Genomic DNA, 19695 nt, shown 5'->3' on the forward strand with positions numbered 1-19695 from the left:
CGACCCGCCCGACGCGCCGCCGGACGAGGAGCCGCCGGAGCACCCGGCGAGGACGAGGGTGGCTGCGGCGCCGAGGGTGGCGAACGCGAGAACCTTCTTGTTCCACTGCATTGTGATTGCCTGTTCTCTCTTGGTGGGTGTCGGATGCCGGGCCTCAGCCGCGGCGTCCTCCGCTGACGAACTTCCGCCAGAGGCTCTGGGTGGTGCCGCGGGTCGCGGCGGTGCGGCGCACCTGGTCGACGTAGACGGCGGTGATCAGCACCGCGCCCACCGCGACCTGCTGCCAGAAGGGCTGCACGCCGGTGATGACGAAGCCGTTCTGCAGGACGGCCGGGATGAAGAGGCCGACCACGGTTCCGAAGATCGTGCCGACCCCGCCGAAGAGCGAGGTGCCACCGATGACGACGGCCGCGATCACGTTCAGGTTGGTCTGCGACTGTCCCGCGATCGCGGTGGTCGAGAACTGCGAGAGGGCCAGGATGCCGGCGAGGCCGGCGAGCGCTCCCGACAGCGTGTAGACCGAGATGAGGTGGCGGTCGACCTTGACGCCGACGCGGCGGGCGGCGAGCTCGCTCGAGCCGACGGCGTAGGTGTACAGGCCGAACTTGGTGAAGTGCAGCACGATCGCGCCGATGACGACCACGACGAGCGCGATCACGCTGATGATCGGCAGCGACCCGAACACGTTGCCGTAGCCGATCGAGACGGTCAGCACGGTGGGCACGTCGCGGATGTCGACGCCACCGGTGAGGATCTGCGCGAGACCCAGGGCCATGCCCAGCGAGCCGAGGGTGACGATGAGCGGCGGGATCTTCGCCTTCGCGATGAGGAAGCCGTTGAAAAGGCCCCAGCACACGCCGCTGAGGATCGAGACCAGGATGCCGATGGTCGCCACTCCCCAGCCTTCGCCGCCGAGGGCCCGCATCGTCAGCGCCGACACGACGCCCGAGAACACCAGCACCGATCCGATGGAGAGGTCGATGCCCGAGGTGATGATGATGTACGTCATGCCGACGCCGAGGACGGCGAGGATCGAGGCGTTCTGGATGATCAGGCGGAAGTTCGACCACTGCGCGAACGAGTCGGGAGCCAACGCGCTGAAGATCAGCACGATGACGATGAGGATGATGAGGATCTGGAAGGCCTGCGCCTTCAGCAGTCCCTTGAAGAAGTTGGGCCGCGAGTCGTCGAAGGTGCCGATGGCGACGGTCTCGGTGGGAGGGGTCGTGGTGCTCACTTCTGGTCGTCCTTCGTGACGGCGCCGGTCATGAGTCCGACGAGCTCTTCCATGGAGNTCTTCGCGTCGACGTTGGCGACGCGGGTGCCCAGGCGCAGCACCTGGATGCGGTCGCAGACCTCCATCACGTGCGGCATGGAGTGCGAGATCAGCACGACGGCGATGCCCTTGTCGCGCACGCGGCGGATCGTCTCGAGCACGTTCTTCGTCTGGCGCACGCCGAGGGCGGCGGTGGGCTCGTCGAGGAAGACGAGGCGACCGGCCCAGTGCACGGCCCGGGCGATCGCGATGGCCTGGCGCTGACCGCCCGACATCTCGCCCACCGGCGACGACAGCGATCGCACCGTCGCACCGAGTTCGTCGAACGCGGCCCGCGAGGCGACGGCCATGTCCTTGGTCTTCATGAAACCCAGCGCGCCGGCGAGGCCGGGGCGCCGGATCTCGCGGCCCAGGTACATGTTCTGCACCGGGTCGAGGTGGGGCGCCAGGGCGAGGTCCTGGTAGACCGTCTCGATCCCGAGCGACGACGCCACCTGCGGGTTCGACATCTCGATGGGCGTGCCGTCGAAGAGGATCTCGCCCTTGTCGACCGCGAGGTTGCCCGAGAGGGCTTTGACGAGCGTCGACTTGCCGGCGCCGTTGTCGCCGATCAGGGCCGTCACTTCTCCGGGGTAGACCTCGAAGTCGACGTTGTTGAGGGCGCGGACGGATCCGAACTGACGTGACAGGCCGCGGGCCTGCAGCACCGGGACGGTCGTGCTGACTGACGACATCGTCAGCTCCTTTCAGGGGTGGGGGTGAGAGGGGCGAGCACGGCGGAACGGCGCTCCGCCGGGTCGAGCGATGACGAGAGGAAGGTGTCCGCGACGTCCGCAAAGGTTCCGGATGCCGTGCCCTCGACCGACCGCGCGGCGAAGGCGGCGAAGAGCGCGGCGCCGTAGGCCGTGCCCTCGTCGTGGGTCGAGACGGTGACCTCGGGCAGCAGCGCGGAGCGCGAACGCACGACGGACGCCATGGTCGACCAGCCCCCGGTGAGCACCGTCGAGGTGGGAGGGGTCACTTCGCGGTCCATCGCAGACATGCACTCGGCGAGCATGTCGTTGCCGTGGCGAAGGCTCGCCGCGAACAGCTCGGCGGGGCTGAGTCCGTCGCTCTGCGCGACGATGTTCAGCACGCCGTCGTCGTTGCGCGCGCCCGAGACCTCCAGGCCTCCGTCGGCGAGGGTCCCGTCGACGGGAAGAGCGAGAGCCTCGTCGTCGATGCGGGCCCGCCCCACGGCATCCGTGATGCCGAGCAGCTGCAGCACGCGCCGCATGAGCAGGCCCGACTTCGTGCCCGCCAGCAGGACGTACTTGCCGGGGATGACGTGGCGCACGCAGTTGATGCCGGCGTGGGCGAGACGCTCGCGCGCATCGAAGGGAAGGGTGTCGTCGAGCACCCGCACGAGCGCCTCTGCGGTGCCCATCGAGTCGTAGAGCTGACCGGTGTGCGTGGCGCCGACGGCGACCGCCGAGACGAGGTGGTCGTGGCCGGCGACGGTGAGGGCCGCGCCGCGGAAACCCGCGGGCATGTCGGGGTCGGTGAGGGTGCCGACCGGCTCCCCCGCGCTGACGAGGGTGCCGAGGATCGACTCGTCGACGCCGAGCACGTCGAGGGCGGCCTGCCAGGGGGTGCTGTCGTCCTGGTCGATGAGGCCGGTGCGCGAGACGAGCGAGTACTCCGCGACACGAGGGCCGCCGAGCGCATGCACGACGAATTCGGGGACGTTGAGGAACGTGGTTCCCGCGAGGGCGATGCCCTCGTCGCGCAGGTGCAGCAGCTTGGCGATGGATGCCAGGGGTCCGACCGGCAATCCGGTGCGGCCGGGGAACTCGGCGCGGAAGGAATCGGGGGTCGACATGATCTGCGCCGCACCGCGGGGGTCGAACCAGGCCATGATCGGCGCGAGGGCCGCGCCTCGCTCGTCGAGCAGGACGCCCGCTTCCGCCATGCCCGAGACCCCGAGCGCGACGATGCGGTAGCCCTCGTCGAGGCGCGCATCGGCCTCGGCGGCGAGGTCGCGCACGACGGCGACGGCCTCCGAAGCGGTCATCTCGGCCTGACCGTGGTCGAGGTTGGTCCACGGCGACCGGCGGCTCACGACGAGTACCTGGCGTCCCTCGGGGGTGGCGACGAGCAGCTTGGTGCTCGTCGAGCCCATGTCGACGCCGACGACGTAATCGCTCATCGCACGTCACCGCCGCGGAGGGTTCCGGGCCAGCCGGCGCCGGGGGCGGCGACGAGGATCTCGGCTCCGCCCGTGAGGCGCCAGGCACCGAAGGCGTGCGGCACGGCGTAGACCTGTCCGCGCTCGACGTCGACCCGGCCGGCATCCGACACCAGGGCGCCCGCACCCTCGCGCACCAGGACGACCGAGAAGCCGGCCGCGTGCGCCACCGTGTCTCCCGCGGCGTCGAAGAGGCGGAAGTAGGGGTCCGCGGCATCCGGCAACAGGGAGCGGAAAGCGGGTCCGGCCGGGATCGTGCCGGAGGTACTGACCAGGGCGTCGAGGGCCGCGGCGTCGAGCTTCTCGGTCGACACCGCGGGCATGACGGCATCGAAGCCCAGGTCGAGGTGCGACTCCTCGCGCGTCGAGGTCGTGACCGACCACTCCAGCAGGATCGAGAAGTCGGTGGGTTCCTGCACCTCGGCGACGAAGATGCCGCCGTCGATCGCGTGCACGGTGCCGGCGGGCACGAGCACCCCCATGCCCGGGCGCACGACGACGCGGTTCATGTGGGCGAGCATCCACTCGCTGTCCTGCGCGTCGCGGCGGCGGTCGAGTTCGTCGCGGTCGACGCTCTCGTTCCAGCCGACGTGGACGGCGCAGTCGTCCTCGGTCTCGAGCACGTACCAGGCCTCGGTCTTGCCGTACGGGCAGTCGAGGTGGGCGCTCGCGAACCCGCGGTCGGGGTGCACGTGGACGGGGAGGCGCTGCCGGGCGTCGAGGAGCTTGACCAGGATGCCGAGGTCGGCGGCATCCCGTCCGCTGCGCGCTCCCACCCACGCGGCGCGATCCGCGGTCACGAGGTCGCGCAGGAACCCCCCGCTGTCGGTGACGGCGAGACCGATCTCGTCGGAGCCGAAGCGCGAGACGGTCGAGCCGAGCCACTCCTCGGGCTGACGGTCGGTCTCGGGCACGATGCCGCGGAGGGCGGCGATGCGGTCGCCTCCGCGGTAGAAGTGCTGCACGGGATTGGGGGGCAGCAGGACGGGCTTCATCGCGTCGCTCCGATCGGGTCGAGGGGAAGGGCGGGGGCGATCTCGCCCGAGCCGCGGGGCACGAGACGCGTGGGCACGACCGTTCGGCTCGGAGCGTCGTCCGGGTGCTGGGCCAGGTGCCGGAGGCGGTGGAAGGCCGCCGCGCCGAGCAGACGGGGATCGTGATCGACATAGGAGATCCCGGGTTCGAGCACCTCGGCGAGGGTGAAGTCCCCGAACGAGATGAGCGCGGGCATCCGGAGCCCCCGCGCGCGGATCGCGCGCACGGTCGCGATGGCCGCGAGGCTCGTCGCGCACAGCAGGGCGGTGGGGGCGTCCACGCGTTCGAGCAGGGGCGAGGCTTCGGCCGCCTCCCCCGCGCGGAAGCGCTCGTGCGAGATCACGAGTGAGGGGTCGAAGGCCACGCCGGCCGCTTCGAGCGCCGCGCGGTATCCGGCCAGGCGATCGCTGACGGTGGGGTAGGGAACGTCCTCGCCCATGAAGGCGATCCGGCGGTGGCCGTGCGACAGGAGGGCGGCCGTCGCTTCGGCCGCCGCCCCGAAATCGTCGATGACGACCGCGTCGATCCCCGAGCGCACGCGGTCGACTGTCACCACGGGGCACCTGTTGCGGAGCCCCGCGAGGACCGCGGCAGGTACGGCGACGGGGGCGACCACGAGACCGGCGAGGCGGCGTCCGGTCAGGCGGTCGAGCTGGGCCGTCTCGCGCGCGGCGTCGTAGCCGGTGCTGGCGAAGATCACACTCAGGCCCTCGGCGATCGCGAGCTCCTCGACCACGCTGACGAAGGCGGCGAAGAAGGGGTCGCTGATCGCGTCGATCAGGATGCCGATCGTGTCGGCCTCGCGACGCTTGAGCTCCCGGGCGCTGCGGTCGGGCACGAAGCCGAGGTCGCGCACGGTCTGCATGACCTTGTCGCGGGTGACGGGGAGCACCCCCGTCTCGTCGTTGATGACCCGGGACACGGTCTTGGGGCTCACGCCCGCAGCCATCGCGACGTCGATGAGGCGAGCGCGCGGGCGGGCCGGCGCGGCCTCGGCGACCGCGGCGGCGGCCACCCGTTCATCGTGCGTCATCGCATCCTCGACATCGTTGTCATTTCGGATCGGATCCCTCGGGCGGGCTCCGATGGAGTCATCCTGCGGTCAGCCGGACAACGTTGTCAAGTCTCAGATCGATTACGGATGACATCGATGTCGAGACCGAGCTCCCACGACGCACCGGGGGCGAGCGCGCGCAGCAGCCCCGCTTCCCGCGCGGCGGCACGGCCGCGGATCGTCGGCGCCGTCGCCGGCTCGACGCCCAGCACGAGACCGTCGTCCTGTGCCACGCGCCACTGGAACATCGCCGGCAGCACCGTGGTGTCGAACGAGATCCGGATGCCGAGCCCCGACGCCGCGATCACCTCGGCACTCACCCGTCGATCGCTCGGCAGCTCGTGGCGGAACACCTGTTCGGGGTAGTCCGCGACCTGTTCGGGGAACTCCGCCCACCCGTCGAGCCCCGCCTCGGCCGCCGCGTCGCGGGGTTCGACGCGGTCCGCGGGCGAGCGCAGCACGGTGCCCGCGTCGACCAGCGGCCAGCCGAGGTTGACGTGGTAGAGCACCATCGGCTCCACCACCCGCGACCCGCGATTGACGATCTCGTCGCGCAGCTCGATCCGCCCCGCGCCCAGCGGCACGCGCAGGCGCCGTCGCAGCTCCACGTGGGCGCCGAGCACCGTCGCCTCGACGACGGTGGCCTCGACCACCACGGCATCCGCCCGCGCCTCCGCCCGGGTGACGGATGCCGACAGCCCGCTGAACCGCCCGTGCTGGGGATGCTCCCCCTCGGCGTCGACCGACGGCGGGCCGAACGACAGCAGGCCGCAGGTGGTCACGAGTCCCCCGCCGAACGACGCCCCGAACCCCGCGGCGCCGGGGCGCGGCCATCCCGTCGGCGACACCCAGGCCAGGGGCACGCCGCGGTGCCGCACCTGCCCGAGGTCGAGTCCGCGGTCGGGCAGCAACTCGATGTCGAGGTCGCCCGCGATCACGCGGAGTCGCCGGGTTCCGGCATCCGGTCCATCGCTGCGCACCGATGCCTCGACCGCGGCGACCTGCGCCGCGGAGCCCGAGCGCCGCAGCGCCTCGTCGATCGATCGTCCGTACAGCTCGCTCATGAGCCCCGCCTTCCTCGCCGTTGCGACGCTCACGCTACCAATGTTTGACAACGTTGTCTTGCGAACCGCATACTGACCGTCGAGCGCAGAGCCGCGCCCCGATACGACGCTTCGGAGACCCACACCCCATGTCGAAACCCCGCCTCAATCGCCTCTTCAACGCTCGATCCGGTCGCGCGTTCGACGTCGCCGTCGACCACGGCGCGTTCCACGAGTACACCTTCCTCACCGGCATCGAAGACATGGCGAAGACCGTCGCGACGCTCGTCGACGCCGGCCCCGACGCCGTGCAGCTCACCCTCGGCCAGGCCCCGCTGCTGCAGGCGTTCCCCGGCAAGCAGAAGCCCGGACTCGTGCTGCGCACCGACATCGCCAACGTCTACGGCGATCCCCTCGAAACCCCGCTGCACAGCATCCACGTTCCGGATGCCATCGAGGTCGCCGTGCGTCTCGACGCCGTGGCCGTGTGCGTCAACCTCCTCGACCTCCCCGGCGAGCCGCAGGTGCGCGAGCAGTGCATCCGCTCGATCCTGGCCCTCCGCACAGACGCCGAGAAGTACGGGATGCCGCTCATGATCGAGCCCCTCGTCATGCAGACCAAGCCCGGCTCGGGCGGATACGGGGTCGACGGCGACACCGCCAAGGTGATCACGCTCGTCCGCCAGGCGCGCGAGCTCGGCGCCGACCTCATCAAGGCCGATCCCACCGACGACATCACCGAGTACCACCGGGTCATCCAGGCCGCCGGCGACACCCCGCTGCTGGTCCGCGGCGGCGGGCGCGTCGACGACCGCACGCTGCTCGAGCGTACCCAGGCCGTCCTCGAGCAGGGCGCGCGCGGCATCGTCTACGGACGCAACGTCATCCAGCACCACGACCCCGCCGGCATCACGGCCGCCCTCATGGCCGTCGTGCACGACGACGCCTCCGTCGACGAGGCTCTCGCCCTCATCGGCGCCCCCGCGGAAGGAGACCGCGCATGACCGGCAAGAAGATCGGCGTCGGCATCATCGGCGGCGGCCTCATGGGCCGCGAGATCGCGGCGGCGCTGCGACGCTGGCCCGCCCTCATCGACCACCCGGCCGAGCCCGAGCTCGTCGCCGTCTGCGACATCAACCCCGCGGCGCTGGAGTTCTTCGAGCGCATCGACACGGTGCAGCTGACCACGACCGACCACCACGAGCTGCTCGCCGACCCCCGCGTCGACGTCGTCTACATCGCGGTCCGCCACGACCTGCACGAGCGTCTCTACGTCGACACCGTGCGCGCGGGCAAGGCACTGCTGGCCGAGAAGCCGTTCGGCATCGACCGCGCCGCCGCCGACGCGGTCGTGGCCGCGATCGAGGAGAACCCTCAGTCGTTCGTGCGCGTCTCGAGCGAGATGCCGTTCTTCCCCGGTGCTCAGTGGGCGGTCGACTACGTACGCGCGGGCGGTCTCGGCCGCATCGTCGAGGCGAAATGCACCTTCCTGCACTCCAGCGACATCGACGTGAACAAGCCCCTCAACTGGAAGCGGCAGAAGCAGTTCTGCGGCGATGCGGGAGTGCTCAACGACCTCGGCATGCACACGTGGCACGTGCCGCTGCGGCTGGGGTGGGCGCCCGAGAAGGTCGTCGGCATCCTGCAGGACATCGTCACCGAGCGCCCCGGTCCCGACGGGTCGCCGCAGCCGTGCGACACGTGGGACAACGCCGTGATCCACTCGTGGTCGCGCCACGACGGCGCCCCCTTCCCCCTCACGACCGAGACCAAGCGCATCGCGCCGGGGCAGAAGAACACGTGGGAGTTCGAGGCCATCGGCATGTCGGGCGGCGTGCGCTTCAGCACCAAGAACCCCAAGCAGGTCGAGGTGTTCGCCTTCGTCGACGTGCCCGGTGTCGGCCGCGAGCAGAGCTGGCAGAGCGTGGATGCCGGGAGCCAGTCCGTCTGGCCGACGGTGACCGGCCCCAACTTCGAGTCGGGCTTCTCCGACGCCATCCTGCAGATGTGGGCGGCCTTCCTCGCCGAATACCTGGGCGAGCTGGCAGACGGATTCGGCTGCGTGCGCCCCGAAGAGGCGGCGCTCACGCACCGCCTGTTCGCCGCCGCGATCGCCTCGCACGAGACGGGCGCGCTGGTCTCCCCCGAGGCCTGATCGCGCGATGCGGGGCCCGGACGCGCCACCGGGCCCCGCGTCGCCGGTTCGAGGCGGGCGCACTCCCTATGCTCGGAGGATGCCGTCGCTTCACGGCAGCACGAGGAGACGCATGCGCAAGACCGGTCGGCCCACGATGATCGACGTCGCCGCCGACGCCGGAGTCAGCCTGAAGACCGTCTCCCGGGTCGTGAACGGGGAGTCGGGCGTCGACCCGGCCATGATCGAGCGAGTGCGCGCCGCGGTCGCGCGGCTCGGGTACCACCGCAACTCCCTCGCCGCGAGCCTGCGCTCGGGCAACCGCGACACGATCGGCTTCGTCGCCGCCGACCTCTCGAACACCTTCTACATGGCCGTCGCCGCCGCCGTCTCGACGATCGCCACGCGAGAGCGCATGCACCTGGTCATGGCATCCAGCGAAGAGGATGCCGACCTGGAACGCACCCTCGCCCTCGATCTCTGCCAGCGCCAGATCGGCGGCCTCATCGTCGTCCCCACCGCCACCGATCACTCCTACCTGTCCCGCGAGGTCGAGCTCGGGACGCCCGTCGTCTTCCTCGACCGCCCCGGCAGCGGGGTACCGGCCGATGCCATCCTTCTCGACAACCGGGGAGGCGCTCGCGACGCCGTCGCTGAGCTCCTCGCGGCCGGACACCGTCGTATCGCCGTGCTGCTCGACTCCCCCGAGATCTTCACCATGGTCGAGCGCCTCGCCGGAGCACGTGAGGCGTTCGCCGCGGCCGGAACGTCCCTCGATCCCGCGCTGGTCGTGGACGGACTCCACACCCCCGCCGTCGCGCGCGATGCCGTGCATCGGCTGCTCGACTCCGCCGACCCGCCGACGGCGGTCTTCTGCGCCAACAACCGCGTCACGATCGGTGCCCTGGAGGCGATCCTGCCCCGCGGAACAGAGATCGCGATCGCGGGCTTCGACGACTTCGAGCTCTCGCGGCTCCTGCCTCGTCGCATCCGCATCGTCGACTACGACGTCACCGAGCTCGGCACGCGCGCGGCCGAGACGCTGCTGGCGAGGGGCGCCGACCCCGCGACCGGCTCCCACACGCACCTCGTTCCGACGCGCCTCGTCGACCGGGGCGGAGTGTCCTGACCATCGAACACTCCCGTCTCCGCGCCGGCTCCCGCGGTCCGAGCGTGGCTGCCCCGCTCCCGTCAAGGCCGCGCCCCGCGCGGCGGCCCCTGCTTACCGTCGAGGCATGACCTCCGATCGCGATCAGTTCACCTTCGACAATCCCGTCACCCGTTACGCCCGCGTCGAGCCGCCCCTGCAGCACCAGCCCGAGCCCGGCGTTCAAGCCGATATGAGTCCGGTGCCCGATCTGGGTGAGAAGACCTACCGCGGGCTCGGCCGCCTGGTCGGCCGCAAGGCGCTCATCACCGGGGGCGACTCCGGGATCGGCGGGGCCGTGGCGATCGCCTTCGCGCGCGAGGGTGCCGACGTCGCCATCGTGCACCTGCCCGACGAGCAGCGCGATGCCGACCACATCCTCGAGCAGATCCGGGATGCCGGCCGTACCGGCGTCTCGATCGCGACCGACATCACCGATCCCGGCGCGTGCCGCGAGCTCGTCGCCCGCGCCGCCGAGGCGCTCGACGGCCTCGACATCGTCGTGAACAACGCCGGCAAGCAGGTGATGGTCGAGAAGGTCGACGACCTCTCGGACGAACAGTTCGAGCAGACGTTCCGCACCAACGTGTTCGCGCCGTTCTGGATCACCAAGGCGGCCCTCGCCCATCTGCCGGAAGGTGGCACGATCATCAACACCGCGTCCCTCGAGGCGTACGTGCCGGCGCCCGACCGCCTCGATTACGCCGCGACCAAGGCCGCGATCAACAACCTCTCGAAGGGCCTGGCGCAGCAGCTCGCGTCACGCGGCATCCGGGTCAACGTCGTCGCACCGGGACCCACCTGGTCGGCGCTGCAGGTGAGTCAGGGCGTCTCCGACGACCAGATGGAGCACTTCGACGACGAGAGCACCTACCAGCGGGCGGGCCAGCCGGCCGAGATCGCGCCGGCCTTCGTCTTCCTCGCCTCCGCGGAGTCGAGCTACGTCTCGGGAGAGACCCTCAACGTCAACGGCGGCATGGTCACTCCGTAAGCCGACCACGCGCATCGCCCCGGTCCGTCGCGCACGGCCGGGGCGATCGTCGTCCCAGGGACGGGCCACAGCGCACGCTTGCGCAAAACGTCCCGTTCCGCAACCGACCCGTTCCGGGGCCTTCCGTACGCGAGCGTGAGTGCATGCCCACCGACAACGCCTCCGCGGCCAGCGGGGCGCCCCTCACCCTGTACCTCCTCCACGCGCTGGGAGCGAGCTCCGGCTCCTTCGACCGCCTCGCTGAGAAGCTCGATGACGACGTGCGGGTGCAGGGCATCGACCTCCCCGGGTTCGGCTCCGCCGCGAGCGCCCCCGACGCCACCCTCGACGAGACCGTCGAGCACGTCCTCCGCCACCTCGCCGGCCACGCGAACGGTCCGTGGATGCTCGGCGGCCACAGCATGGGCGGCAAGATCGCCGCGCTCGTGGCCGCGCGCGTCCTGCGCGGAGACGCTCCGCTGTTCGGACTCCGCGGCATGGTGCTCATGGCTCCCTCGCCGCCGCGTCCCGAACCCATGGACGAGGAGCGCCGTGAGCGGATGCTCTCGTGGGTCGACGGCGGGGCGATCTCGGAGCAGGATGCCGAGACCTTCATCGATCAGAACACCGCGGAGCCCCTCGATGCCGGGGCGCATTCCCTCGCCCTCGCGGACCTTCGTCGCACGTCGCCTACCGCGTGGCGCGCCTGGCTCGAGACGGGAAGTCGCGTCGACGCCACCGCCGAGGTGCAGACCCTCGATATCCCCGTGCTCGTGCTCGCCGGGACCGACGACGCGGACCTCGGGGCCGCCGCCCAGCCGGAGCTGCTCACCTCGGTCTACCCCCGCGCGCGTTTCACGACCTTCCCCGACACCGGGCACATGATCCCCCTCGAACGTCCCGCCGAGGCCGCTGCGGCGATCTCCCGCTTCATCGCCGACGAGGTGCGGGTCGGTCCGGTGGTGCCGGACGACTGGGCCCGGCTGATCGCCGGCGATCGTGTCGATGCCCGGGTGCGCGGCATCCTGGCTCGACGATCCCTGCCCGACGACCGCGGCTACGCCCCCGCGGTGCTGGACCTGGCGCAGCTGACGCTGCTCCGCGAGATCGCCGACCTCGTGGTCCCCCAGGACGGACCGGCGATCGACATCGCCGGACGCGTCGACGCTCAGCTCGCGCGCGGCGAGGGTGACGGTTGGCGTCACGCCGACCTGCCCATCGACGCCGAGGCGTATCGCACCGGTCTCGATCAGATGGCCGCCACGTGGCCCACCGACCCGGTGGAGCGTGCCGAGACCTTCCGCGCCGCCGTCGAGGGAGAGGCGGATGCCGAGGGCCCCTTCGACGCCGCCCAGCTGAAGGCGTGGCTCGAGGACGTGCGCAACGACCTCGTCCGTCAGTGGCTCGCCCACCCCGCGAGCATGGCGCGCGTCGGCTACGACGGGTTCGCCACCGGCGGCCGCCCCATCCGCGGATTCGTCGAGTTGCGCCTGGGGCGCCGCGAAGACTGGGAGCCGGCGAACGTCGGCGGCACGATCGCGACGGGAGACGCGGCATGAACCTCGAAGCGATGCGCACCTTCACCGACGACGAGATCGTCGACGTGGTGGTGATCGGAACCGGCGCCGGCGGCGCACCCCTGACCGCCGAACTCGCGCGGAAGGGTCTCACGGTGGTCGCTCTCGAGGCCGGGCGGCACTTCTCGCTCGACGACCTCACGCCCGATGAGACCGAGGCCGTCGAAATCAACTGGATGTCGGAGCGCCTCAGCGGCGGTGACGACCCGACCGCGTTCGGCCCGAACAACAGCGGGCGCGGCGTCGGCGGCTCGATGCTGCACTGGGGGGCGTTCACCCCGCGCCCCGATCGACGCGACCTCGCGCTGAAGACCGAATCGGGCGTCGGCCGCGACTGGCCGATCGATCCTGACGAGTTGCTGTCGTACGTCGAGCGCGTCGAGGGCGACATCGGCGTCTCGGGTCCGTCCCCCTATCCGTGGGATCCCAGCCGTACCTACGCCTACGCGCCGGCGAAGCGCAATGCTCCCGCGAACCTCGTGGCCAAGGGCTGCGACGCACTCGGCGTGCGCTGGGCCGACGCACCGGCCGCCGTTCTCACCCGCGCCCGCCTGCAGGACCACCACGGCGAGCGCGGGGCGTGCGTCAACTGCGGCGAGTGCCATCAGGGATGCCGGGTGGATGCCAAGGCGTCCACCGCCAACACGTACCTGCCCGCGGCCGTGGCAGCCGGTGCCGAGATCCGCAGCGAGGCGATGGTGCACGGCATCGAGCTCGACGCCCGCGGCCACGTCGAGGCCGTCGTCTACCGCACGGACGGCGTCGACCGTCGTCAGCGCTGCCGCGCCCTCGTGCTCGCCGGCGGCGGTGTCGAAACGCCGCGCCTGCTGCTGCACACGGGCTTGGCCAACGACAACGGCCAGGTGGGCCGCAACTTCCTCGCGCACGGCGCGACGCAGGTGTGGGGCCGGTTCGACGAGCCGGTGCGCGGGCACCGCGGGTACCCCTCGTCGCTCATCAGCGAAGACATGATGCGCCCGGCCGACGCCGACTTCGCCGGCGGATACCTCGTGCAGAGCCTCGGGGTCATGCCGTTGACGTTCTCGACCACCCTCGTGCGCGGCGGCGGCCTGTGGGGCCCCGAGCTCCTGCAGCGACTCGATCAGGCGCGGTTCATGGCCGGCATCGGCATCAACGCCGACTGCCTCCCGTCCGACGACAACCGCCTCGAGCTGGTCGACGAGCTCGACGAGTTCGGCATCCCGCGCGCTCGGGTGACGTTCACCGCCGGCGACAACGAGAAGGCGATCGACAAGCACGCGACCGCGTTCATGCTGCGCGTCATGGAAGCCGCCGGGGCACGCGAGACCATGGTCCTCGCCCGCACCGCGCACACGATCGGCACGTGCCGCATGTCGACCGATCCCTCCGACGGCGTGGTCGATGCCGACGGCCGTTCGCACGAGATCCCGAACCTCTGGATCTGCGACAACTCGGTCTTCCCCTCGGCGATCGCCGCCAACCCCGCGCTGACGATCATGGCCCTCTCGCTACGCACCGCGGACCGCTTCCTCGCCTCCACCGCCGCCTGACCCTCGTCGTCCGTCCCGCCGCGCGCAGGTGCGGCGGGACGGTGACGTGCGTCCAGGTCCCCCGGTCCGCGCTCCAGACGACTCAGGAGCGGCACCCGTGTCCGCATGCTGAGCGGCCCGGTCCGCTCCGCGCGTCGAACACGGGAGAATGGATGCCATGAAGCTCGAGCACCTCGTCCGGTTCGCCGCCCTCGCTGAGGAGCTGCACTTCCCGCGCGCGGCCGAGAAGCTGCGCATCCCCCTCGCCTCGCTGTACACGACCGTCGACAAGCTCGAGGATCAGGTGGGGCAGCCGCTCATCTCGCGCACCCCGCCGACGCAGCTCACCCCGGCCGGCCGCCTGCTGCTCGAAGAAGCCCACCTCCGCATCGCGGATGCGCCTCCCGCCGCGCCGCGGCAGAAGGCCCCCGGCGGCGGCAAGGCGAAAGCCAACAAGGGCAAGGGCCGCGCCCCGATCGTGAAGGGCGAGCCGAAGCCCTACAAGAAGCGCCAGGGCCGCTGACCCCACCGTTCCCCGCCGCCCCCACACGCGATAAACGCTGATAGTGGCGAGACTCTCTGCGACACAGCGTGTCTCGACAGAATCCGCGTTTATCGAGCGACGGGTGCGCCCCGCGCCGCTCGCCTAGAGCTCGGTCACGACCCCGGCTTCCACGCGCCAGCGGCGGTCCGTCTGCACCGCGGCGAGCATCCGCCGGTCGTGCGTGACGAGCAGCAGCGTGCCGGTGTACGACTCGAGCGCTTGCTCGAGCTGCTCGATCGCCGGCAGGTCGAGGTGGTTCGTCGGCTCGTCGAGCACGAGGACGTTGACGCCCCGCGCCTGCAGCAGGGCGAGTCCCGCGCGCGTGCGCTCGCCCGGCGAGAGCTCATCGACCGGGCGGGTGACGTGATCGGCCTTGAGTCCGAACTTCGCCAGCAGCGTCCGCACCTCACCGGCGTTCATCTCCGGCACGAAGCCCTCGAACGTCTCGGCCAGCGGGCGCTCGCCGACCAGCAGGGACCGCGCCTGGTCGATCTCGCCGATCGCGACGCTCGAGCCCCGCGATGCCGATCCCTCGTCAGGGCTCTGACGGCCGAGGATGCCGCGCAGCAGGGTCGACTTGCCGGCGCCGTTCGGCCCGGTGATGCCGACGCGCTCGCCCGCGTTGACCTGCAGCGACACCGGCCCGAGGGTGAAGTCGCCCTGGCGGAAGACCGCCCCCGACAGCGTCGACACGACCGAGCTCGAGCGCGGCGCCGATCCGATCGTGAATTCGAGTTGCCACTCCTTGCGCGGCTCCTCGACCTCGTCGAGGCGGGCGATGCGGCTCTCCATCTGACGCACCTTCTGCGCCTGCTTCTCGCTCGATTCCGTCGCGGCCTTGCGGCGGATCTTGTCGTTGTCGGGCGACTTCTTCATGGCGTTGCGCACGCCCTGGCTCGACCACTCGCGCTGCGTCCGAGCACGCGAGACCAGGTCGGCCTTCGTGTCGGCGTATTCCTCGTACTTCTCACGCGCCTGGCGGCGCAGGGTCGCGCGCTCCTCGAGGTAGGCGTCGTACCCACCGCCGTAGACACGGTGGGAGTTCTGCGCGAGGTCGAGCTCGAGCACGCGGGTCACCGAGCGGGCGAGGAACTCCCGGTCGTGGCTGACCAGCACGACACCGCCGCGGAGCCCTTTCACGAAGGTCTCGAGTCGCTCGAGCCCGTCGAGGTCGAGGTCGTTGGTCGGCTCGTCGAGAAGCGCGATGTCGAAGCGCGACAGCAGCAGGGCCGCCAACCCCACGCGCGCCGCCTGGCCTCCGGAGAGACCCGTCATCTCGGCATCCGGTCCCACCTCCAGACCCAGGTCGGCGAGCACGATCGGCATCCGCTCGTCGAGGTCGGCGGCGCCGCTGGCGAGCCACCGCTCGAGGGCCGTGGCGTAGGCGTCGTCCGCCCCCATGACCGACGCATCGCCGAGCGCCGCCGCCGTGGCATCCATCTCCCGCGTCGCCTCCGCGCACCCGGTGCGGCGGGCGATGTACTGCGCGACGGTCTCTCCCGCGACGCGCTCGTGCTCCTGCGGGAGCCAGCCGACGAAGGCGTCGCTGGGCGCGAGGCTGATCGATCCACCCTGCGGCTCGTCGACGCCGGCGAGCAGACGCAGCAGCGTGGACTTGCCCGCTCCGTTCGCCCCGACCACGCCGATCACGTCTCCCGGCGCGACGGTGAGGTCGACGCCGTCGAAGAGCGTGCGGTGTCCGTGGCCCCCGGCGAGGCCCTGCGCGACGAGGGTGGCGGTCATCCCTCTAGTGTCTCAGGGCCGCCGCGCTGTTCACGCCTCCGCCTTCGACGCCTCGAAGACCCCGGATGCCACTCCCTCAGGCGCCCGCCCATGCAGGTCCCCGAGCCCGTCGACGAGACCGGACGCCGGCCCGCGCCGCCCGGGTCCCTGAGCCCGCCGAAGGCACCGGATGCCGTCGCGTCACCGCGCCCGCGGGTGCGAGGTCGCGTACACGTCGCGCAGCGCGTCGACCGACACGTGGGTGTAGATCTGCGTCGTCGACACCGAGGCGTGTCCGAGCAGTTCCTGGACGACGCGCACGTCCGCTCCGCCCTGCAGCAGGTGGGTCGCGAACGAGTGCCGCAGCGTGTGCGGTGAGACGTGGGCGGTGAGCCCCGCCTTGACGGCGGCGGCCTGGATGATCAACCAGGCGCTCTGGCGCGACAGCGGCGCCCCGCGCACGCCGAGGAAGAGCCGCGGTGTCGCCCGCCCCTTCGCGGCGAGCGCGGGTCGCACGCGCGTGAGGTAGGCCTCGACGGCCGCGCGGGCGTAGGAACCGACGGGCACGATCCGCTCCTTGTCGCCTTTGCCGCGCACGCGCAGCAGGTCGCCGTGGGCGGTGTCGTCGACGTCGAGCTGCACGATCTCCGACACGCGGGCACCCGTGGCGTACAGCAGCTCGAGCAGAGCGCGGTCGCGCACGGCCGCCGGCTCCGCGGCGGAGGCGTCGGCCGAACCGGGCGCGGGACCCGCGGCATCCAGCAGCTGATCGACCTGAGCGATCGTGAGGGCCTTCGGCAGGCGGCGCGGAGCCTTGGGCGGGCGCAGTCGGCCGCTGGGGTCGGCATCCACGCGTCCCTCCCGCACGAGGAAGCGGTGCAGCCCCCGCACCGACGACTGCAGCCGCGCCAGCGACGACGAGGCGGGCGGTGGCTCGGCCGAGGCCCGCTCGGCCGCGAAGTCCGCGATCAGAGCGGGTGTCACCGCTTCGACCTCGCCGATGCCACGCTCGCCCAACCAGTCCGTGTAGACGGACAGGTCGCGGCGATACGCGGCCACGGTGTGGTCCGAGAGGCCGCGCTCGAGCGCAACGTGCCGGAGGTAGGTCTCGACCGCGCGCTCGAGCTCCACGTCAGTGCGCGGAGGCCTCGCGGCGCAGCACCTCGGCCGCCGCCAGGGCGCCGGTGGCCAGGATGCCGTTGCGCAGGCGTCCCGCGAGCACGCCGTCGATGACCTCGGCCAGCGGCACGCGCTCGAGGCGCATGTCGGACTCCTCGTGCTCGCGCTCGAAATCGGTCTCGACCGTGCGTAGACCACGCGCGAGGAAGAGGTGCACGACCTCGTCGTTGCCGCCGGGGGTCGTGTGCATCGACACCAGGTGCTGCCAGCGGTCGGCGGCGAGATCGGCCTCTTCGGTCAGCTCGCGCTTGGCGGTCTCGATCGGCGGCTCGCCCGCGACGTCGAGCAGCCCGGCGGGGATCTCCCAGTCGCGCTCCTTGATGGGGTGGCGGTACTGCTGGATGAGCACGACGCGCTCGTCGTCGTCGATCGCGACGACCGCCGCGGCTCCCGGGTGCTCGACGTACTGGCGGGTCATCTCGCCGTCGCCGTAGCGCACGGTGTCGGAGCGCACGTCCCAGACCGCGCCCTCGTAGACCAGGTCGGTCGAGACGATCTCGAGGTCGACCTTCTCGTCGCGCAGCTCTTCCACGTCAGTCCTCCTCGACGTCGAAGAGCTCGCTCGAGCGGTGACGCTCGAGGGCCGCGCCGACGAGACCGCGGAACAGCGGGTGCGGCTCGGTCGGGCGCGAGCGCAGCTCGGGGTGCGCCTGCGTGGCGATGTAGTACGGGTGCACGTCGCGCGGCAGCTCGACGAACTCGACGAGGTCGAGGTCGGGGTTCAGCCCCGAGAACACCAGGCCCGCGTCGCTCAGCTGCTGACGGTAGGCGTTGTTGACCTCGTAGCGGTGACGGTGGCGCTCGGAGATGCTGTTCGAGCCGTACAGGTCGGCCGCGAGCGAGCCCTCCGCGAGCGCGGCGGGGTACAGGCCCAGGCGCATCGTGCCGCCGAGGTCGCCGCTCTCGAGGATGTCGACCTGCTCGGCCATCGTCGCCACCACCGGGTGCGCGGTGTCGGGGTCGAACTCGCTCGACGACGCGCCCTCGAGGCCGGCGACGGTGCGCGCGTACTCGATGACCATGCACTGCAGGCCGAGGCAGATGCCGAGCGTGGGGATGCCCTGCTCGCGTGCGAACCGCAGCGCACCGAGCTTGCCCTCGATGCCGCGGATGCCGAAACCACCGGGGACGATGATGCCATCGACCGCGCCGAGGGCCTTCGCCGCGCCTTCGGGCGTCTCGCACAGGTCGGAGGGGATCCACGTGATCTTGACGTGCGTCTCTTGGCCGAAGCCGCCGGCCTTGATGGCCTCGGTGACCGAGAGGTACGCGTCGGGCAGGTCGATGTACTTGCCGACGAGTCCGATCGTGACCTCGTGCTTGGGGTTGTGCACGGCCTGGAGCACGCGCTGCCACCGCGACCAGTCGACGTCGCTCGCCTTGTCGAGGTCGAGGGCGTCGACGATGTAGCCGTCGAGACCCTGGTCGTTCAGCATCGAGGGGATGTCGTAGATGCTCGGCACGTCGATCGCGTTGACGACCGCGTCTTCGTCGACATCGCACATCAGCGCGATCTTGCGCTTGTTCGACTCGGTGACGGGGCGGTCGCTGCGCAGAACGAGGGCGTCGGGCTGGATGCCGATCGAGCGCAGCGTGGCAACGGAGTGCTGCGTGGGCTTGGTCTTCTGCTCGCCCGAAGCGCCCATGAAGGGCACGAGCGAGACGTGCACGAAGAAGACGTTCTTGCGGCCGAGCTCGTGGCGGATCTGACGCGCCGACTCGATGAAGGGCTGCGACTCGATGTCGCCGACGGTTCCGCCGATCTCGGTGATGATGACGTCGGGCTGCGGCTGCTCGCTGGCCTGCAGGCGCATGCGGCGCTTGATCTCGTCGGTGATGTGCGGGATGACCTGCACCGTGTCGCCGAGGTATTCGCCGCGGCGCTCGCGCGCGATGACCTGCGAGTAGATCTGGCCCGTGGTGACGTTGGCCGCCTGGCTGAGCTCGATGTCGAGGAATCGCTCGTAGTGGCCGATGTCGAGATCGGTCTCGGCTCCGTCGTCGGTCACGAAGACCTCGCCGTGCTGGAACGGGTTCATCGTCCCGGGGTCGACGTTCAGGTACGGGTCGAGCTTCTGCATGACGACGCGAAGTCCGCGAGCCGTGAGGAGGTTGCCGAGGCTAGCCGCCGTCAGGCCCTTCCCCAGTGAGGAGACCACGCCTCCGGTGACGAAGATGTGCTTCGTCGTGAAAGTCGTGCCGTCTGAATGTCCCGCGTCCGAAGTCTGCATCACGGGCTTCGATCCTATCAGTCGCGTGTGGGGGTTCGCCTCCGA

The 19695-nt window shown here is 71.1% G+C and carries 16 protein-coding genes and 1 pseudogene; 7 read left to right on the plus strand and 10 right to left on the minus strand.

Annotated elements, in window-relative coordinates; all coding sequences use genetic code 11:
• Nucleotides 1-154: 154 nt before the first annotated feature.
• The 6 genes and pseudogenes from ASE56_RS00995 to ASE56_RS01020 form a co-directional block, all read right to left on the minus strand.
• Nucleotides 155-1237 carry an ABC transporter permease gene (locus tag ASE56_RS00995; RefSeq protein ID WP_056224162.1) on the minus strand — a complete coding sequence of 361 codons (1083 nt, stop codon included), beginning with the start codon at nucleotides 1235-1237 and terminating at the stop codon, nucleotides 155-157.
• 58 nt (nucleotides 1238-1295) lie between these two features.
• A pseudogene (locus ASE56_RS01000) lies at nucleotides 1296-2010 on the minus strand (ATP-binding cassette domain-containing protein); the annotation flags it as partial.
• 2 nt (nucleotides 2011-2012) lie between these two features.
• A complete protein-coding gene (locus ASE56_RS01005) occupies nucleotides 2013-3464 on the minus strand; it encodes an L-fuculokinase (protein WP_082450266.1) in 1452 nt (483 codons plus the stop codon).
• Entirely contained in the window at nucleotides 3461-4498 is a 1038-nt protein-coding gene (locus tag ASE56_RS01010; protein WP_056224166.1) for a hypothetical protein, read from the minus strand. The genes ASE56_RS01005 and ASE56_RS01010 overlap by 4 nt, the downstream gene beginning before the upstream one ends.
• On the minus strand, nucleotides 4495-5571 hold the full coding sequence (locus ASE56_RS01015) for a LacI family DNA-binding transcriptional regulator (protein WP_056224168.1): 1077 nt from the start codon (nucleotides 5569-5571) through the stop codon (nucleotides 4495-4497). The genes ASE56_RS01010 and ASE56_RS01015 overlap by 4 nt, the downstream gene beginning before the upstream one ends.
• An 86-nt stretch (nucleotides 5572-5657) precedes the next feature.
• Entirely contained in the window at nucleotides 5658-6656 is a 999-nt protein-coding gene (locus tag ASE56_RS01020; RefSeq protein WP_056224171.1) for a DUF4432 family protein, read from the minus strand.
• 128 nt (nucleotides 6657-6784) lie between these two features.
• On the opposite strand from ASE56_RS01020, the gene ASE56_RS01025 reads away from it, so the two are divergent.
• The 7 genes from ASE56_RS01025 (at nucleotide 6785) to ASE56_RS01055 (ending at nucleotide 14497) form a co-directional block, all read left to right on the plus strand.
• A complete protein-coding gene (locus ASE56_RS01025) occupies nucleotides 6785-7639 on the plus strand; it encodes a class I fructose-bisphosphate aldolase (RefSeq protein WP_056224173.1) in 855 nt (284 codons plus the stop codon).
• Complete coding sequence (locus ASE56_RS01030; RefSeq protein WP_056224176.1) at nucleotides 7636-8790, plus strand: Gfo/Idh/MocA family protein; 1155 nt, start codon at nucleotides 7636-7638, stop codon at nucleotides 8788-8790. Before ASE56_RS01025 ends, ASE56_RS01030 begins: the two co-directional genes overlap by 4 nt.
• A 112-nt stretch (nucleotides 8791-8902) precedes the next feature.
• On the plus strand, nucleotides 8903-9898 hold the full coding sequence (locus ASE56_RS01035; RefSeq protein WP_200914041.1) for a LacI family DNA-binding transcriptional regulator: 996 nt from the start codon (nucleotides 8903-8905) through the stop codon (nucleotides 9896-9898).
• A gap of 106 nt (nucleotides 9899-10004) precedes the next feature.
• Nucleotides 10005-10907 (plus strand): SDR family oxidoreductase, encoded by a 903-nt coding sequence (locus ASE56_RS01040; RefSeq protein ID WP_056224178.1) that lies wholly within the window; start codon nucleotides 10005-10007, stop codon nucleotides 10905-10907.
• 143 nt (nucleotides 10908-11050) lie between these two features.
• Nucleotides 11051-12445 carry an alpha/beta fold hydrolase gene (locus tag ASE56_RS01045; RefSeq protein ID WP_056224179.1) on the plus strand — a complete coding sequence of 465 codons (1395 nt, stop codon included), beginning with the start codon at nucleotides 11051-11053 and terminating at the stop codon, nucleotides 12443-12445.
• A complete protein-coding gene (locus tag ASE56_RS01050) occupies nucleotides 12442-13995 on the plus strand; it encodes a GMC family oxidoreductase (RefSeq protein ID WP_143017893.1) in 1554 nt (517 codons plus the stop codon). Before ASE56_RS01045 ends, ASE56_RS01050 begins: the two co-directional genes overlap by 4 nt.
• A gap of 157 nt (nucleotides 13996-14152) precedes the next feature.
• Nucleotides 14153-14497, plus strand: coding sequence for a LysR family transcriptional regulator (locus ASE56_RS01055; RefSeq protein WP_056224181.1), 345 nt, complete (start codon nucleotides 14153-14155; stop codon nucleotides 14495-14497).
• Between the two features lie 123 nt (nucleotides 14498-14620).
• On the opposite strand, the gene ASE56_RS01060 is transcribed toward ASE56_RS01055, so the two are convergent.
• The 4 genes from ASE56_RS01060 to ASE56_RS01075 all read right to left on the minus strand — a co-directional run bounded on the left by ASE56_RS01060 (nucleotide 14621) and on the right by ASE56_RS01075 (nucleotide 19650).
• Nucleotides 14621-16261 (minus strand): ABC-F family ATP-binding cassette domain-containing protein, encoded by a 1641-nt coding sequence (locus ASE56_RS01060; protein ID WP_056224183.1) that lies wholly within the window; start codon nucleotides 16259-16261, stop codon nucleotides 14621-14623.
• Between the two features lie 180 nt (nucleotides 16262-16441).
• Nucleotides 16442-17371, minus strand: coding sequence for a site-specific tyrosine recombinase XerD (xerD, locus tag ASE56_RS01065; protein WP_056224185.1), 930 nt, complete (start codon nucleotides 17369-17371; stop codon nucleotides 16442-16444).
• A 1-nt stretch (nucleotide 17372) separates the two neighbouring features.
• Nucleotides 17373-17951, minus strand: coding sequence for an NUDIX hydrolase (locus tag ASE56_RS01070; protein ID WP_056224188.1), 579 nt, complete (start codon nucleotides 17949-17951; stop codon nucleotides 17373-17375).
• A gap of 1 nt (nucleotide 17952) precedes the next feature.
• Nucleotides 17953-19650 carry a CTP synthase gene (locus ASE56_RS01075; protein WP_056224189.1) on the minus strand — a complete coding sequence of 566 codons (1698 nt, stop codon included), beginning with the start codon at nucleotides 19648-19650 and terminating at the stop codon, nucleotides 17953-17955.
• Between the last annotated feature and the right edge of the window lie 45 nt (nucleotides 19651-19695).

Origin of the sequence: Microbacterium sp. Leaf203, from assembly GCF_001421275.1 — a bacterium.
GTDB lineage: Bacteria > Actinomycetota > Actinomycetes > Actinomycetales > Microbacteriaceae > Microbacterium > Microbacterium testaceum_A.

What these genes read in the sequence shown, in the direction of transcription:
- ASE56_RS01005 (WP_082450266.1), bottom strand. Translation starts at nt 3,464, where the DNA reads ATGAGCGATTACGTCGTCGGCGTCGACATGGGCTCGACGAGCACCAAG.
- ASE56_RS01010 (WP_056224166.1), bottom strand. Translation starts at nt 4,498, where the DNA reads ATGAAGCCCGTCCTGCTGCCCCCCAATCCCGTGCAGCACTTCTACCGC.
- ASE56_RS01015 (WP_056224168.1), bottom strand. Translation starts at nt 5,571, where the DNA reads ATGACGCACGATGAACGGGTGGCCGCCGCCGCGGTCGCCGAGGCCGCG.
- ASE56_RS01020 (WP_056224171.1), bottom strand. Translation starts at nt 6,656, where the DNA reads ATGAGCGAGCTGTACGGACGATCGATCGACGAGGCGCTGCGGCGCTCG.
- ASE56_RS01025 (WP_056224173.1), top strand. Translation starts at nt 6,785, where the DNA reads ATGTCGAAACCCCGCCTCAATCGCCTCTTCAACGCTCGATCCGGTCGC.
- ASE56_RS01030 (WP_056224176.1), top strand. Translation starts at nt 7,636, where the DNA reads ATGACCGGCAAGAAGATCGGCGTCGGCATCATCGGCGGCGGCCTCATG.
- ASE56_RS01035 (WP_200914041.1), top strand. Translation starts at nt 8,903, where the DNA reads ATGCGCAAGACCGGTCGGCCCACGATGATCGACGTCGCCGCCGACGCC.
- ASE56_RS01040 (WP_056224178.1), top strand. Translation starts at nt 10,005, where the DNA reads ATGACCTCCGATCGCGATCAGTTCACCTTCGACAATCCCGTCACCCGT.
- ASE56_RS01045 (WP_056224179.1), top strand. Translation starts at nt 11,051, where the DNA reads ATGCCCACCGACAACGCCTCCGCGGCCAGCGGGGCGCCCCTCACCCTG.
- ASE56_RS01050 (WP_143017893.1), top strand. Translation starts at nt 12,442, where the DNA reads ATGAACCTCGAAGCGATGCGCACCTTCACCGACGACGAGATCGTCGAC.
- ASE56_RS01055 (WP_056224181.1), top strand. Translation starts at nt 14,153, where the DNA reads ATGAAGCTCGAGCACCTCGTCCGGTTCGCCGCCCTCGCTGAGGAGCTG.
- ASE56_RS01060 (WP_056224183.1), bottom strand. Translation starts at nt 16,261, where the DNA reads ATGACCGCCACCCTCGTCGCGCAGGGCCTCGCCGGGGGCCACGGACAC.
- ASE56_RS01075 (WP_056224189.1), bottom strand. Translation starts at nt 19,650, where the DNA reads ATGCAGACTTCGGACGCGGGACATTCAGACGGCACGACTTTCACGACG.